Origin of the sequence: Streptomyces sp. NBC_00440 (assembly GCF_036014215.1) — a bacterium.
Classification (GTDB): Bacteria; Actinomycetota; Actinomycetes; order Streptomycetales; family Streptomycetaceae; genus Streptomyces.
Genome location: NZ_CP107921.1, coordinates 4,448,969 through 4,464,939 on the forward strand (window position 1 = coordinate 4,448,969; position 15,971 = coordinate 4,464,939).

At 70.6% G+C, this 15,971-nt stretch carries 10 protein-coding genes; 6 read left to right on the forward strand and 4 right to left on the reverse strand.

Translation table 11 applies throughout. The features are described from left to right. Window positions 1-85: 85 nt before the first annotated feature. The gene (locus OHB13_RS20125) at window positions 86-5,128 is read left to right on the forward strand and encodes a DNA repair ATPase (protein WP_328378026.1); all 5,043 of its coding nucleotides are present in this window, start codon (window positions 86-88) and stop codon (window positions 5,126-5,128) included. A 166-nt stretch (window positions 5,129-5,294) separates the two neighbouring features. After that, window positions 5,295-5,666 (forward strand): chaplin, encoded by a 372-nt coding sequence (locus tag OHB13_RS20130; protein ID WP_323183755.1) that lies wholly within the window; start codon window positions 5,295-5,297, stop codon window positions 5,664-5,666. A gap of 144 nt (window positions 5,667-5,810) precedes the next feature. Here the strand turns inward: OHB13_RS20130 and OHB13_RS20135 are convergent, their stop codons facing one another. Further along, a complete protein-coding gene (locus OHB13_RS20135) occupies window positions 5,811-6,851 on the reverse strand; it encodes a glycoside hydrolase family 16 protein (protein ID WP_328378027.1) in 1,041 nt (346 codons plus the stop codon). A 462-nt stretch (window positions 6,852-7,313) separates the two neighbouring features. On the opposite strand from OHB13_RS20135, the gene OHB13_RS20140 reads away from it, so the two are divergent. Continuing rightward, window positions 7,314-9,443, forward strand: a complete 2,130-nt coding sequence (locus tag OHB13_RS20140) for a glycoside hydrolase family 3 C-terminal domain-containing protein (protein WP_328378028.1) — start codon at window positions 7,314-7,316, stop codon at window positions 9,441-9,443. Between the two features lie 239 nt (window positions 9,444-9,682). On the opposite strand, the gene OHB13_RS20145 is transcribed toward OHB13_RS20140, so the two are convergent. After that, window positions 9,683-10,501 (reverse strand): GntR family transcriptional regulator, encoded by an 819-nt coding sequence (locus OHB13_RS20145; RefSeq protein ID WP_266854866.1) that lies wholly within the window; start codon window positions 10,499-10,501, stop codon window positions 9,683-9,685. A gap of 265 nt (window positions 10,502-10,766) precedes the next feature. On the opposite strand from OHB13_RS20145, the gene OHB13_RS20150 reads away from it, so the two are divergent. Together OHB13_RS20150 and OHB13_RS20155 are read left to right on the forward strand one after the other, a co-directional pair. Beyond that, window positions 10,767-12,089, forward strand: coding sequence for an MFS transporter (locus tag OHB13_RS20150; protein ID WP_266854864.1), 1,323 nt, complete (start codon window positions 10,767-10,769; stop codon window positions 12,087-12,089). A gap of 176 nt (window positions 12,090-12,265) precedes the next feature. Next, window positions 12,266-13,219: a nucleoside hydrolase gene (locus OHB13_RS20155; protein ID WP_266854862.1), complete on the forward strand. Its 954-nt coding sequence runs from the start codon at window positions 12,266-12,268 to the stop codon at window positions 13,217-13,219. A 147-nt stretch (window positions 13,220-13,366) separates the two neighbouring features. Here the strand turns inward: OHB13_RS20155 and OHB13_RS20160 are convergent, their stop codons facing one another. Both OHB13_RS20160 and OHB13_RS20165 read right to left on the reverse strand, forming a co-directional pair. Continuing rightward, complete coding sequence (locus OHB13_RS20160; RefSeq protein ID WP_266860831.1) at window positions 13,367-13,921, reverse strand: hypothetical protein; 555 nt, start codon at window positions 13,919-13,921, stop codon at window positions 13,367-13,369. 95 nt (window positions 13,922-14,016) lie between these two features. Beyond that, window positions 14,017-14,466, reverse strand: a complete 450-nt coding sequence (locus OHB13_RS20165; RefSeq protein ID WP_328378029.1) for a DoxX family protein — start codon at window positions 14,464-14,466, stop codon at window positions 14,017-14,019. A gap of 214 nt (window positions 14,467-14,680) precedes the next feature. On the opposite strand from OHB13_RS20165, the gene OHB13_RS20170 reads away from it, so the two are divergent. Further along, window positions 14,681-15,904 (forward strand): amidohydrolase family protein, encoded by a 1,224-nt coding sequence (locus OHB13_RS20170; RefSeq protein ID WP_266854859.1) that lies wholly within the window; start codon window positions 14,681-14,683, stop codon window positions 15,902-15,904. Window positions 15,905-15,971 lie beyond the last annotated feature (67 nt).

Consider the following 15,971-nt stretch of genomic DNA (forward strand, 5'->3'; position numbering starts at 1 on the left):
CCGGCCCGGCCCGGCCCGGCCCGGCCCGGCCCGGCCCAGCCCAGCCCAGCCCAGCCCACCAACACCCCATCCCAGAAAGCAGCCGATGACCACCACCTCCGTAGACGCCGGCACCTACGAGGTGCTCCGGGACCGGCTGACCGTTCAGGCCGCCGAGCTGGCCCGCAGGGCCACCGTCCTCAACACCCGCAGGACCGAGACCTTCGGCTCGATGGAGCTGGCCCTCACCGGCACGGAACACCTCCGTACCGACAGCACCTGCGTCCCCCGCGACACCGTGGCCATCGGCAACCGCCTGCTCATCGGCTGCAACATCCCGCCAGGGCAGAAGCAGACCTCCGAGCCGGCCGACGTCTTCGCCCTGCACGACACCGCACTCGGCCGGCTCCCCGACACCGCCGTGCCCGGCCTGCTCGACGACCCCGCCTTCACCAGGGAGTTCGCGGAGCTCTACCGCTACTACCGCGACGCCAGCCTCCTCCAGCTCCGCCACATCGGCGGCAAGCTGCTCGCCGTGTTCCGTACCGGCGAGACCGCCGACGACATCCGCGTGCTGCGCTGGACGCTCGCCGCCGACGGCAGCGCCGCGTACCTGGACGCGCGCGGCGACCGTGACCATGTCCTCCCGCCGTCGCACGACTTCGAGTGGACGGCCACCACACGCCAGGACCAGGTGCTCGGCCGCCACCCGCACATCGCCCTGCCCGGTGACGTGTACGTGACGACCGTCGGCGGCTCCCTCACCGTCAAGGACGAGGACAACACCGAGACGCCCGACGGCATCTGGGCCGAGCCGGTCGACGAACCGCTCCAGTCGCTCGCCGACGCCGAGGTGGAGTACGCCCGCGTCGGCACCCTCCTCCTGCTGCGCGTACGCCCGTACAAGGAGGAGGACCGGCGCCACCTCGTCTTCAACACGGTCACCCGCGCAGTCGTCCGCCTCGACGGCATCGGGCAGGCCTGCCGCAGCCTCCCCGAGGACCAGGGCATCGTCTTCCCCGGTGGATACTGCCTGGCCAGCGGCGCGTACAAGACCTTCGAACTCGACACGGCCGGGCTGGAGTTCGAGCGGCAGATCCGTTCCCCGAACGGCGAGGACGTGCTGTATGTCTTCCACGCCCGCGGCGACGGCCGCACCCTGCTCCTGCCGTACAACCTGATCCGCAAGGAGACCGGGACCCCGGTCGTCTGCCGGGGGTACGCGCTCTTCGACGACGGCACCCTCATCGTCCTGCGCGGCGAGTCCGACGAGCCCGCCCGCGTCCACCCGCTCCAGCGCTGGCGCTCACCGTACGTCTCGGACACCTACGCCGACACAGCCCCGGCAGGCGAAGGCCCCCTCGCGCGCATCGGCAACGCCGACCTGGTGCGCGGGATCTCCGACTGCCTCTCGCTGGCCCGCGCGGTCACCGAGAACACCGCGCCCACCACCGGTGTGTACGAGACGCTGCTGGCCTCCTGCGTACGGGCCGCCGACACCCACCACTGGCTGGGCGACGAGGGCACGGGCGACCTGCTGGAACCGCTCGACGGGCTGCGGACCACGGCCGGGCAGGTGCTCGCCGAGTTCGAGACCGTCCGGACGCTGACCCGGCAGGCCGCCGAGGCACTGGACGCCGCCGAGGCGCGGATCGCCGGTCTGGTGCGCCGTATCCGCGGCGAGGTGCCCGGTTCGGCCGCCGAGTGGGTCACCCGGCTGACCGAACTGCGCCGCGCCCACGGACATGTTCTGACGCTCAAGGAGCAGCGGTACGCGGACACCGCGCGCATCGACACGCTCGCGGGCGAAGTGGAGGCGGACATTGCCGCGTTCGCCCAGCGCGCCGTCGGGCAGCTGCGGCGCGACGACGCCTTCGCCGGGTACCACACGGAGACCGAGCAGCTCACCGCCGACGCGGAGGCGATCGGGACGGTCGCCGGGGCCGCGCCGGTCACCGGGCGTCTTGACGAGCTGGCGGAGGGGCTGCGTACCGTCACCGAGGTGGTCACCGGCCTCGACATCGGCGACACCACGGTCCGCACCTCGGTGCTGGAGCGGATCGCCGAGGTCGTCGGCGCGGTCAACCGGGCCCGCGCGACGCTCGAAGCGCGCCGCCGGGAGCTGCTCGACCACGAGGGGCGCGCCGAATTCGCCGCCGAGCGGGCCCTGCTGGGGCAGTCGGTCACCGGCGCGCTGGCCGCCGCCGGCACCCCGGAGGCCTGCGACGACCAGCTCGCCGGCCTGCTGCTGCGGGTGGAGGACCTGGAGTCGCGGTTCGCCGGGTCCGACGACTTCCTGGCCGAGCTGGGCGCGCAGCGTACCGAGGTGTACGAGGCGTTCTCGGCCCGTAAGCAGACCCTCCAGGACGACCGCGCCCGCCGCGCGGAACGGCTCGGCGCTTCGGCCTCGCGCGTCCTGGAGACCATCGCCCGCCGGGCGGCCTCGCTCGGCTCCGCGGACGCGATCAGCACGTTCTTCGCATCCGACCCGCTGGTCGCCAAGGTCAGCCGTACCTCCGCCGAGCTGCGCGAACTGGGCGACCGGGTACGGGCCGAAGAGCTGGCGGGCCGGATCGCGGCCGCCCGCCAGGAGGCGGTCCGCGCGCTGCGCGACCGCACCGATCTGTACGCGGACGACGGCGCCGTCATCCGGCTCGGCCGGCACCGCTTCGCAGTCAACTCCCAGCCGCTCGACCTGACCCTGGTCCCGTACGGCGGGTCGGGGAACAGCGACGGCAAGGGCGAGAACGGCGCCGATGCCGGCCTGGCCTTCGCGCTGACCGGCACCGACTACCGCTCCCCGGTCACCGACCCCGCGTTCGCCGCCTGCCGCCCGTACTGGGGCCGCACCCTGCCGTCCGAGTCACCCGCGCTCTACCGGGCGGAGTACCTGGCGGCCCGGCTGCTCGCCGAACACGGCGCCGCGGCACTCGCCGCCGCCGATCTCCCGTCGCTGGTACGGCAGTCGGCCGAGGCCGCGTACGACGAGGGGTACGAACGCGGCGTCCACGACCACGACGCCACATTGATCCTCGGCGCCCTGCTGCGACTGCACTCCGACGCCGGGCCGCTGCGCTTCCCGCCGCAGGCCCGCGCAGCCGCCCAGCTGTTCTGGGCGCACTCCGCGACGGACACGGCACGGCAGGCCTGGACCCGCAGGGCGCTTTCGATGGCCCGCGCCCGCGAGACCTTCGGCCTCGCCCCGGCCATCGCGGACTGGCAGGCCGAGCTGGCGGGAGTGATCGGAGGGCCGGACGCGCCGGACGCCGCGGCGTACCTCTTCGAGGAGCTGACCTGCGGCCCCGACGGCTTCGTCACCCATGCGGCGGCCCGCACGCTGCTGGACAAGTTCCGCCGTGCGGTGGGCAGTTCGGCGTACGACGACGACCTGGCCGGCATCGGCGACGACGACCCGGCGGCCCGCCGCCAGCTGGTGGAGAACTGGCTGACCGCGTACACCCTCTCCGGCGGCCAGGACAACACCCGCCCCGGCGATCCAGCACCGCGGCAGGCAACGTTTGCCCCGTCGCGACGTCCGGTACGCACTCTCGCCGCACCGGCCGAAAGCCCAAGTACGTCCAGTACGAGGGCTTCCGGCCGGCACGCCGAGAGCACGCACCGGACGCCGCTCCTTGACGGGCAAACGTTGCCTGCCGCGGCGCTAGCCGAGGCGGTCGCCGTCGAGCTCTGCCCGGGCCTGACGCGCTACGAGTCGGCAGCCCCGCTGGCGGAGACGGTGGAGGGGCTGCTCGGCACACACCCGCGCATCGAACGCCGCCGCCTGACCGTCCGTATCGACGAACTCCTTTCGGCAGCGGCCGAGTTCCACCGGACCGAGGTGCCCGGCTTCCGCGCCTACCAGCGGCAGCGCACCGCCCTGGTCGCCGCCGAGCGCGCGCGGCTGCGGCTGGACGACTACCGCCCCCGGGTCATGTCGTCGTTCGTACGCAACCGGCTCATCGACGAGGTCTACCTCCCGCTGATCGGCGACAACCTGGCCAAGCAGATCGGCACCGCGGGCGACTCGAAGCGCACCGACAGCAACGGCCTGCTGCTGCTGATCTCGCCGCCCGGCTACGGCAAGACCACGCTCATGGAGTACGTCGCCGACCGGCTCGGCCTGGTCCTGGTCAAGGTCGACGGCCCGGCGCTCGGCCACCGGGTGACATCGCTCGACCCTGCGCAGGCGCCGGACGCCACCGCGCGCCAGGAGGTCGAGAAGATCAACTTCGCGCTGGCCGCGGGCAACAACACCCTGCTGTATCTGGACGACATCCAGCACACCTCGCCCGAGCTGCTCCAGAAGTTCATCCCGCTCTGCGACGCCCAGCGCAGGATCGAGGGTGTCAGGGACGGTGAGGCGCGCAGCTACGACCTGCGGGGCAAACGGTTCGCGGTCTGCATGGCGGGCAACCCGTACACGGAGTCGGGGCAGCGCTTCCGGATACCCGACATGCTGGCCAACCGCGCCGACGTCTGGAACCTCGGCGATGTGCTCACCGGCAAGGAGGACGTCTTCGCGCTGAGTTTCGTGGAGAACGCCCTCACCGCCAACCCGGTGCTCGCCCCGCTCGCGGGCCGGGACCGCGACGACCTGGCGCTGCTCGTACGGCTGGCGGCGGACGATCCCACCGCACAGCGCGACCGGCTCCAGCACCCGTACGCACCCGGAGAGCTGGACCGGATCGTGGCGGTGCTGCGCCATCTGCTGGCGGCCAGGGCCACGGTGCTCGCGGTCAACGCCGCGTACATCGCGTCGGCCGCCCAGTCCGACGCGGCCCGCACCGAGCCGCCGTTCCAGCTCCAGGGCTCGTACCGCAACATGAACAAGATCGCGGCGCGGATCGACCCGGTGATGAACGGCGCGGAGCTTGCCGCGGTGATCGACGACCACTACACCGGCGAGGCCCAGACGCTGGCCGGCGGAGCCGAGTCCAACCTGCTGAAACTGGCCGAGCTGCGCGGCACGCTGACGCAGGCGCAGGCGGCGCGCTGGGCGGAGGTCAAGGCGGCCGACGTCCGCACCCGCACGCTCGGGGGCGGACCCGACGACGATCCGCTGCCGCGCGCGGTGGCGGCGCTGGGGCTGCTGGCGGACCGGATCGCTGCGGTCGAGACGGCGATCAGCCGGGCAACTGGCCCTGGGTAGCCGGACGTTTTCGCAGCCCACCACGGGTGTGCCCGTTCAGCACCGCGTCTCTTCGGGTGAAGAGACGATGCGGGACGCACCCCAGCGGGCAGGCATTGCGGAGGACCACACAAAAGGGCCCGTGTGCAACCGGCCCTGGAGTGCTCCAACGGAAGGGTTTGTGTCCATGTCTCGAATCGTGCGGATGACCGTGCTGTCTGCCATCGCGGCCGCCACTGTGCTGGGGGGTGCGTCGGTCGCCTCCGCGGACAGCGGGGCCGAGGGCGTGGCCATCGGCTCGCCCGGTGTCCTCTCCGGCAACGTCGTCCAGGTGCCGATCGACGCCCAGATCAACGCCTGCGGCAACAGCGTCAACGTCATCGGCCTGCTCAACCCGGCGTTCGGCAACACCTGCGTGAACGGCGGCCGCGACCACGGGCGTGACCACGACCGCGACCACGGCCGTGACCACGGGCGCGACCACGGCCGTGACAACGGCGGCTGGAACCACGGCTGGGACCACGGCCGCGACCACGGCCGTAACCACGGCTGGAACTGAGCACCTTCACCGGGCCAGTAGTGCACCGGCAGTGAATCAGTGAGCACCGTGCCCCGGACGGCCATCCTCCCGGCCTTCCGGGGCACGGCGCTGTCCGCTGCCGCTACCGGACCAGGACCGGCTTACGACCGGCTTACGACGGGCTCATGACTGGCTGACCTCGGCCGAGAACCAGTCCACGCTCATCCCCGCACCGGAGCTGATGTCGGCCGAAGGAGAGGTGCAGCCGCAGACCTTGTTGGGGTACGAGCCGCCGATCGCCACGTCGAAGATCGCGAAGAACCCATGGTCGACCGCTGCCTTCCAGGTCGCGTCGGACACCTCGTTCTGGTTGACCACGAAGGTCTGGACGCCGTCGAGGGAGAAGCGCAGCTGCTCGGCCGAGGCGTTCGTACGGTCCACGACCACCGAGTACGTGTGGTAGCCGGACTGGCAGCCCGTGCACGCCTGCAACCCGCTGCTGATCCCGTCCGGATCGTGGCACTCGCCCGCCCACTGGCCGCAGTGGAACGTGGTCGAGTGCTGGCTGAGCGCGTTGACGTCCTCCATGATGTCCAGCTCGCCGATGCTGGGCCAGTTGGTGGCCCCGGCCGGCCGGGCGTCCGCGCCCATCGCCCAGAAGGCGGGCCAGTAGCCGAGCCCTCTCGCCGGGTCGGGCTGCTTCAGGGAGGCGCTGAGCTGGAGCTGTCCGCCCGCCGGTGCGGCGAAGTCGGTGCGCTGGGTCTCCACCCGGCCGGACGTCCAGTGCCCGGACCCGTCGCGTACCGGCTTGATCACCAGATGGCCCGAGCCGTCCTGGTAGACGTTGTCGGTCGAGTCCGTGGATGTCTCGATCTCGCCGGTGCCCCAGTTGGCGGCGCCGCCCGGGTAGCCGGTGCCCTTGTCGTAGAGCCAGTCGGCCGTGTTCAGGCCCGATCCGGCCGCACCGTCGAAGTCGTCCTTGAACACCGTGGTCCAGTCGGCGGCAGCGCCCGTACGGGCCGGTGCGGCCGGTTCGCTCGCAGCGGCGGAGCCGGAGAGTCCGGCGGGACCGCCCAGACCGGTGAGCCCGGCCAGCGGGAGGGCGAGCGCGGCGAGCACGGTCAGCAGGCGGCGCCGGGGGTGGTGTCCGCGGCGGCGGCCCGGAGCGCGGGAGGTGCTGGGGGAGGAGCCGGGGGATGAGCCGGAGAAAGCGATCCTGTTCATGGGGGCTGCTTTCGTGGGGGCTTTCGTGGGGGTGTGGGGGATGAAGCCGTCTGAGAGCACGTAGGAGAGAGCACGTAGGAGAGAGCACGTACGGGAGTGCGCGGGTGGGACCGTGCGGATGAGAGCGCTCTCATCCGCCTTCCGGACGACTGTCGAGCACCGCGGCTGACCCCGTCAAGGGGCGTGCCGCGTTCACTCCCTGAAGCCAACTGGGCCATAAATCGAGCCAGTTGGCGTTCGATGTTCCGCTGTCGAGGCCGGAGGGGCCGCAGAGGGGCCGGATTCGGCGAAGCGCGTAAGAACCATTGACGCCTCGGGCGATCTCTGTGCTCATGTACATGTCACTTCTGTAGCTCTTGCTCACTGCACCCGTGTGGGCGTGCACCCGTGCGTCCACGTCCGTGCACTCGTTCACCCATGACACGCCATGCGCGCATCCATGACAGCGACTCGGGAGGGCACATGAACGTCAACCGGAGATCGGTACTGAAGCTGGCCGGGGCGGGCACAGTGGCCGCCGGCGTCACCACGGTGGCCTCGGCCACCGGGGCGTCCGCGGCCGTACCGGGCGTCGCCCCCGGGGCGGTTCGTACGGCCCCGGCGGCGCGGACCGGCTCGTCCGATGCCGCCGCCAGGGCCGCCGCACTCGTCGCGAAGATGAGCCTGGACGAGAAGATCGCCCTGCTGCACGGTGAGGGCTGGTCCACCGGGACCGTGGGGTACGCGGGCCGGGTCCTCGCCAACACCAGGCTGGACATTCCGGCCCTGTACCTCGGCGACGGGCCGAACGGCGTGGGCAACGGCTCGACCGGCGTGACCCAGTGGCCCGACTGCAAGACCCTGGCGGCGACCTGGGACCCGGACACGGTGCGGACCTACGGTGCCGCCTACGGCGCCGAGCAGGCGGCCAAGGGGCACAACATCGCCCTCGCGCCCTGCATCAACATCCTGCGGGTCCCGTACTGGGGGCGGTCCTTCGAGACCTTCACCGAGGACCCCTGCCTCAACGCGGAGCTGGCCGCCCGGGTGGTCGAGGGCATCCAGAGCAACCCGGTGATGGCCACCGTCAAGCACTTCGCGGCCAACAACCAGGAGACCCTGCGCGGTTCGATCGACGTGGTGGTCTCCCAGCGGGCCCTGCACGAGATCTACTACCCGGGGTTCCGCGCCGCCGTCCAGCGGGGCGGCGCCGGTGCCGTGATGACCTCGTACAACAAGGTGAACGGCCACTGGTCGCACGAGAACCGCACCGCGGTGCAGGACACCCTGCGCGACGCCTGGGGCTTCGACGGTCTGGTGATGTCCGACTGGGGCGGCACCCACAGCACCGTGCTCACCACCCGGGCGGGCTCCGACATGGAGATGCCGGGCTCCACCTACCTCAGCGGCAAGCTGAAGGACGCCGTCGGCGCGGGCACGGTGAGCGCCGCCACCGTGGACACGATGGCGGTCCACGTCCTCACCGCGATGTACCGGACCGGGCTCTTCGACCACCGGCTGCCGGACCCGGCGACCGTGCTCTCCAAGGTGGTCAGCACCGAGGCGCACCTCGCGCTCGCCCGCAGCATCAGCGTCCGGGGCAGCGTGCTGCTCAAGAACGAGCGGGTGCTGCCCTTCGCCCGCCCGGCCTCCCTCGCGGTCATCGGCGACGCGGCCGATGCCGGAGCCCGTACGCACGGCGGCGGTTCGGGCGCCGTCAAGGCCAACGGCAACGTCGTCACCCCGCTCGCCGGGATCAGGGCACGGGCCGGGGACATCCCGGTGACGTACACCAAGGACCTCGCCGGGGCCGCCGACGCGGCGCGGGCGGCGGACGTGGCCGTCGTCGTGGCGGGCGACTACACCAGCGAGGGCACGGACCGCACCACGCTGTCCCTGCCGGACGGACAGGACGAGCTGATCGCGGCGGTGGTCGCCGCGAACCCCCGGACGGTCGTCGTCCTGAACACATCGGGCGCGGTCCTCATGCCGTGGCTCGACGGCGCCGGGGCCGTCATCGCCAACTGGTACGGCGGACAGGAGCAGGGCAGCGCCCTGGCAGCGATGCTGTTCGGTGACGCCGAGCCGGGCGGCAGGCTGCCGGAGACCTTCCCGGCATCCGAGCAGCAGGGCCCGGCGAAGACGACCGTGCAGTACCCGGGCGACGGGGTGCAGGTCTACTACGACGAGGAACTCGCGGTCGGCTACCGCTGGTATCAGAGCTCGGGCGAGAAGCCGCTGTTCCCCTTCGGCCACGGCCTCTCGTACACCACGTTCCGGCTGTCGGACCTGCGGCTCGATCGGTACGGGGACGGCTACCGGGCGAGCGTCGGCCTCCGCAACACCGGCCACCGCACCGGCATCGAGGTCGTCCAGCTGTATCTGACGGCGCCCGCGGCGGCCGGAGAACCGTCCCGGCAGCTGAAGGCGTTCGAGAAGGTCACTCTGAAACCGGGCGAGAGCCGGACGGTACGACTCGCCCTGCCCCGCGAGGCGTTCGCGGTGTGGCAGACGACCGAGACCGGCTGGACGGTGGTGCCGGGGACCTACACGGTGGCGGTCGGCCGGTCGTCGGCGGACCTGCCACTGGAGACGAAGGTGCGGATCGGCTGAGGCGGCAGCGATGACGTGGCCGTGTCGTACGAATCCTTAGGCAGCCGCAGCCGCAGCCGCAGCCGCAGCCGCAGCCGCAGCCGCAGCCGCAGCCGCAGCCGCAGCCGCAGCCGCAGCCGCAGCCGCAGCCGCAGCCGCAGCCGCAGCCGCAGCCGCAGCCGCAGCCGCAGCCGCAGCCGCAGCCGCAGCCGCAGCCGCAGCCGCAGCCGCAGCCGCAGCCGCAGCCGCAGACGTATGCGTCAGGGGCGGGCCGGAGCCGCGCCCGGCTGGGGCGGCTGGAGGATGGAGAGCGGGTCGCCGGTGGGGGCGACGAGGTATTTAGCCAGGTAGGCGGGCTTGCCGCCCAGTTGCGCGGTCTGCGTGATGATGAGCAGCGGATCGGTGGGGCGCAGCCCGAGGAGCCTGCCGCGGGTGGCTCCGGCGATGCCGGCGGTGATCGTGCATTCACCGGGGCCGAAGACCGGCCCGAGTATGCCGGTCATGGCGCCGAGCAGGGTGCGCGGACTGTCGTGCAGCTCCTGCACCCGGTCGGCCACCACGGGGGAGAGCGCGCGGAGTTCCGAACCGCAGGCGATGTGCTCCTGGACGAGGGCCAGTTGCTCCGTACCACGGGTCAGCCGGGTCTCACAGAACCAGGCGTTGCTGCCCTCTTCCAGCCCGAGGCCCTGGAGGACGAAGTCCGTCGTGCGCTGGAGGTTCATCTCCAGGCGCTCGGCACGCACCGGCTGTTCGGGCGTGGTGAGGGTCTCCTCGAAGGGCTGCAACTGCTCCAGGCCCTGGCGCGGGAGGGTCTGGCTGACGAACCGTCCCACTCCGCGACGGGTGCGGATGAGCCCGTCCTCCTCCAGCAGCATGAGGGCCTCGCGCACCACCGTGCGGCTCACCCCGAGCCGGGTGCCGAGGTCGGCCTCCTTGGGCAGGGCCGAGCCCAGCGGGAAGACCTGGTCCCGGATGCCCTGTGCGAGGCGGGAGTAGACGGCCACCCGCAGCGGCTGGCCCACGGAGACGGTCATGGGTTCGGCCAGGAACCCATCGACGGTGACGGCGGTGCCGGTCACGGCGTACCTCGCTTCGCTACGGGCCGGTGATCCGGTCCATCTAACCAGAAATCCATCGACACTAGACGCATGTCGGACGGAGAGGTATAACATCTCACATCAGCCAAGAGTGTGACTCAATGTAACGATGAGGTTCCTTGTGAACACAGGCAGTCCGGGCGGCAGCTCAGGAATCAGAGACCCAAACCCGTCGAAAAACGGTGAAAAGCCGGGTGAAACACCAGGTGGAACGCCACTCCTCCAGGGGAGGAAGGCGGCCGTCCTGGTGGCGACGCTGTTGCTGAGCGTCATCGCCTACCAGTTGAACGCCAGCATGATCACCCCGGCGCTGCCGGAAATGGCGCGTCAACTCCACGGAAGCGTGGACGGGATAGCCCAGGTCTCCTCGCTGTTCTTCCTGGCCGGAGCGATCACGGGCGTCGTCCTGAGCCGCCTCAGCGACTTCTGGGGACGCCGCCGGATCCTCATCGCGGTCCTGATCGTGACCTCCGTGGGCACGGTGCTGTGCATCGCCGCCCCGAACCTGCCGGTCCTGCTGACCGGCCGGGTGCTCCAGGGCGCGTCGAGTGCCGCCTTCCAGATCGCGTACGTCGTCCTCAACGAGCGCCTCAGCAAGAAGGTCTTCGCCACCGCCCTCGGAGTGATCACCGCGATCAACGGTGGTGTCGGCGGCGTGGACGGGCTCCTGGGCGGCAGGCTCTCCGACGCCCTCGGATACCGGTCGATCTTCGCCGTGATCCTGGTCATCGGTGTCGCCGCTTCGGTCTGTGTGGCGTTCGTCCTGCCCAAGGACGGGCAGCCCGTCAAGGGCCGGATGGACTGGTGGGGCGCGGCCACCCTGTCGATCGCGCTGTACTGCGTCACGTACCTCGTCTCGCACGGTTTCGCCGACGGCTGGCACAGCGCGAGCACCCTCGGCTACCTGGCAGGCACGGTCGTCTCGGCCGTCGCCTTCGGAATGGTCGAACGCCGCAGGGCCACCCCGCTGATCGCGCTCAAGCACCTCAAGTCCCGCCAGGTGTGGCCGGTCATCGCGACGACCGTGATCGCGCTGTCCGGGATCTTCGCGGTCATCAACTTCACCGTTGTGGTCATCAGCCAGAACCCGAAGACCGGCTTCGGTATGACCGCCACGGAGTCGTCGCTGCTGTTCCTCACACCCGCGGCGCTGATCGGGCTGGCCGCCGCGCCGATGGCCGGGCGGCTGGCCGACCGGCGGGGCTGGCTGATCACACTCCGCGTGGGTCTGGTCCTGAGCATCGTGGCGCTGTGCGTCATTGCCTCGTACCCGCTGGAGAAGTGGACCGTCTTCGCGGCGGTCGCCTTCCTCGGCATCACGTACAACGGCCTCGTCCTGACCACGGTGAACGGCCTGGGCGTCCTCAACTCGCCCAAGGACGCGCCCGCCGCGCTGCCGGGCCTCAACAGCGCCGCCTTCGGGATCGGCGCGAGTACCGGCATCGGTATCGTCGCCCCGTACGCGGCCCGCGCCACGCACGCCGGCTACAGCACGGCCCTGTGGATCTCGGTGGGAATCACCGTCCTCGCCCTGGTGGCCAGCCTGTTCATCACCCGGCGGGCAGACTGACCGGCACACCCGCACAGGCACCCGGCGAGCGGCCCGACAGCCGCACCGGCACCAGCCGCGCGACACACACCGCCACATCCACCGCGGCCCCCGCGCCCACACCCGCCCCGACACCCACCCGCCCCGATACCCACCCCACCGGCATCCACTGCCCCGACCGCGAAGGACGTCCTCCCATGACAGCCCAGCCGCTCTACTTCGACTGCGACACCGGCATCGACGACTCGATGGCACTCGCCTATCTGCTGGCATCCCCCGAGATCGAGATAGCCGGCATCGGCACCGTCAGCGGCAACGTCAATTCCACCCAGGCGGCCCGTAACACCCTGGCGCTCACCCAGCTCGCCGGGCGCGCCACCATCCCCGTCGCCGTCGGCGCGGCCGACCCCCAGGCCGGTACGTACGGGGGCTCCGTGCCGCACATCCACGGCCACAACGGCATCGGCGACATCACCGTGCCCGACTCGGCCCAGTCGGCCGTCGCGCAGGACGCCGCCGACATGATCATCGAGCTGGCCCGCACCCACCGGGGAAAGCTGCGGCTGCTCACCACCGGCCCGCTCACCAACGTGGCCGAGGCCCTCCGCCGTGAGCCCGAACTGCCCTCCCTGGTGCAGGACATCACCATCATGGGCGGCGCCGCGCAGCAGAGCGGAAACGTCACGCCGGTCGCCGAGGCGAACATCCACAACGACCCCGAGGCCGCCGCCGAAGTCCTCGCCGCGCCCTGGGACATCACGCTCGTCCCGCTCGACGTCACCCTCGCCCACACCCTCGAAGAGGCGGACCGCCGGCGCCTGCTGGACTCGGGCCGCCCGCTGCCCGTCGCCCTGGGCGAGATGATGGACCTCTACTACGACTTCTACCTGGAGACGTTCGGCCGCCGCTGCTGCGCGGTGCACGACCCGCTGGCGGCGGCCATCGCCGTCGGCGGTGTGGTGCCGACGCTCGCGCCCAACGTCGACGTCGTGGTCGACGCGACCCAGGGCCCCGGCCGCGGCCAGACCATCTGCGACCTGCGCGGCCAGTTCCTCAACTATCCGCCGCAGAAGGGCGCCCACTGCCGCGTCGTACTGAAGGCAGGCCCGGACTCGGCCGCACACCTCGTCGAGCGCCTCCTGACCCTCTGACCGGTCCGATCGCTCCGCCCACCCCTCCGCCCGCTCCTCCGTCAGCCCTGGCCGGCACCCGCCTGCGCGGCGAACACCGAGCAGGCGGCGGAGGAGAGGGTGAGTGCGGGGAGCCGTGTCCTTCGAGCCGGCCGGCCCACGGGTACGTCACGCATCGGTGCGAGGAGGCGGCAGGAGGAGGTCGCGGTGCGGGTGCTGTTCGCCGGTCACGTTTCCGCTGACACCGAGGTCCGCGCGCGCCGCCTCATGGAACGCGTTGATCGAACGGAACACAGCCCGGTGAAGGTCGCGCCACTCCTCCAGAGTCCCCGTGACCTTCCCGTTCGCCTGCCAGTCGATCTTCACCGACGCCGAACTGAGGTCATGTGCCGCTTCGATCACGTCATCTCCGCCGAGCAGCATGACCCGTTCGAAGGCCCGCCCGCGCAGACGGCCGGCCTCTTTCATCTCGGCCAGAATCTCGGCATCGGTCTGCTCGCGCTCGCGGAGGCCCTCCGTCGTCTCGTAGAGCTGGACCGCGAGGAAGATGCAGGCACGGACTCTGTCCACGTACCCGTCGTACGCATCGAGCTTCTTGTCGTCCCACCGCGTCATGAGCTGGTACTTCATGCGGCGCCGCTCCATGAGGGAGTTCGTGACGTGTGTGGTCAGCGCACCCAGCAGCACAGCGGCGATCGTGACGAACTGCGCCCCGGTACCCACGGATTCCCCCAGTCGGTCCACTCCTGAATCGGCCTGGACGATCTTATGAGTGCGGGTCGGCGCGGGGTAGGGAATCGCCGCTCCGGCTCCACCTCTCAGACGAACAGCCCCATCGCGGCGTCGAGTGACCACGCCTGCCAGCACATGCCGAGCAGCCCGGTGGCGGAGATCAGCGCCATCATCAGGTTCTGGCCCTGCTCCGACACGTCGTGGATCATCAGGACGAGATAGATCAGGCTGAGAACCAGGCCGGCCACCAGCGCGATCGGCGTGAGGAAACCGGCGATCAGCCCGAGGCCGAGGGCCAGTTCCGCGTAGGCGACGACGTACGCCATCGTGCGCGGCCGGGGTTTCACCACCACGTCGAAGCCCGAACGGACCAGGGCCCAGCGGTGCTTGTCGGCGATGCCGGCCGCCCACTGGACTCCGCCGCCGCCGAACCAGGTCTTCTTGTCCTTGTGGCGCCAGCTCTCCAGCCACCAGAGGCCAAGACCGATCCGGAGCACGGCGAACCACTCGGCTCCGCTGATCCACATCGTATGCATCGGCGGCACTCCCTCGAAGAATCGAACTGATGGGGCGTCAGTTCAACGGATGCGCCCTGATCCCGCAAGGGTGCGCCGGGGGTCGGTTCCGGTCGGGTGCTTGTCGTCGTTCGGTGTACGCCATACCCTGAATCTGATGGATCGTCAGATTCGAGTCGGTGAAACCGGCAGGCAGTTGGGGGTATGTGGCGTGGTCAGCAAGGCCAGCAAGCAAATGGAAAGCAGTGAGCTTCCCCGGGTCATCAGCGTGGACGACCACGTGATCGAACCCGCGCATCTCTTCGAGACCTGGCTACCGAGCAAGTACCGGGACCGGGGACCGAAGCCGTTCACGGCGGGCATCGGCGAGCTTGAGTACGTCGGCGGGAAGTACAAGTTCACCACCGATCCGGACGGGCAGATCACGGACTGGTGGGAGTACGAGGGGAGCATCTTCCCGTACAAGCGGATCATTGCCGCAGTCGGCTTCTCCCGGGACGAGATGACCCTCGACGGCATCACGCGCGAACAGATGCGTCGTGGCTGCTGGGACCCGAAGGCCCGGCTGGAGGACATGGAGCTGAACCATGTCGAGGCCTCGCTCTGCTTCCCGACCTTCCCGCGCTTCTGCGGGCAGACCTTCGCGGAGGCCAAGGACAAGGAGGTGGGCCTCGCCTGCGTCCGCGCCTACAACGACTGGATGGTTGAGGAGTGGTGCGGTGACAGCGGCGGCCGGCTGATCCCGCTGTGCCTCATCCCGCTCTGGGACGTCGGCCTCGCCGTCGCGGAGATCCGGCGCAACGCCGCGCGCGGCGTGCGGGCGGTCACCTTCTCCGAGATCCCGACGTACCTCGGGCTCCCGTCCATCCACTCCGGCTACTGGGACCCGTTCTTCGCGGCCTGCGAGGAGACCGGGACCGTCGTGAACATGCACATCGGGTCGTCGTCGCAGATGCCTGCGGCGTCACCCGATGCTCCCCCCGCCGTGCAGGCGTCGCTGAGCTTCAACAACGCCATGGCGTCGATGATGGACTTCCTGTTCTCCGGGGTCCTGGTGAAGTTCCCGCGCCTCAAACTGGCGTACAGCGAAGGCCAGATGGGGTGGATTCCGTACGCCCTGGAGCGCGCCGACGACGTATGGGAGGAGCACCGGGCATGGGGCGGGGTCAAGGATCTGATCCCTGAGCCGCCCTCGACGTACTACTACCGGCAGATCTTCTGCTGCTTCTTCCGGGACAAGCACGGGATCGAGGCGATCGAGACGGTCGGCGTCAACAACGCGACCTTCGAGACGGACTATCCGCACGTCGACTCGACCTGGCCGCACACGAAGCAGGTGGCGGCCGACCACATGGCCGGGCTGTCCGACGAGGTGACGTACAAGCTTCTGCGGGGCAACGCCATCCGGATGCTGGATCTCCCCTTCGACCGTGACCGTAAGCCGGGGGGAATCGCGTAGGCATCAGCCGCGTCGTCACGCACCCGGTCTGTATGGCGGCGCAACTGATCCGACCTCTGCTTCGCGG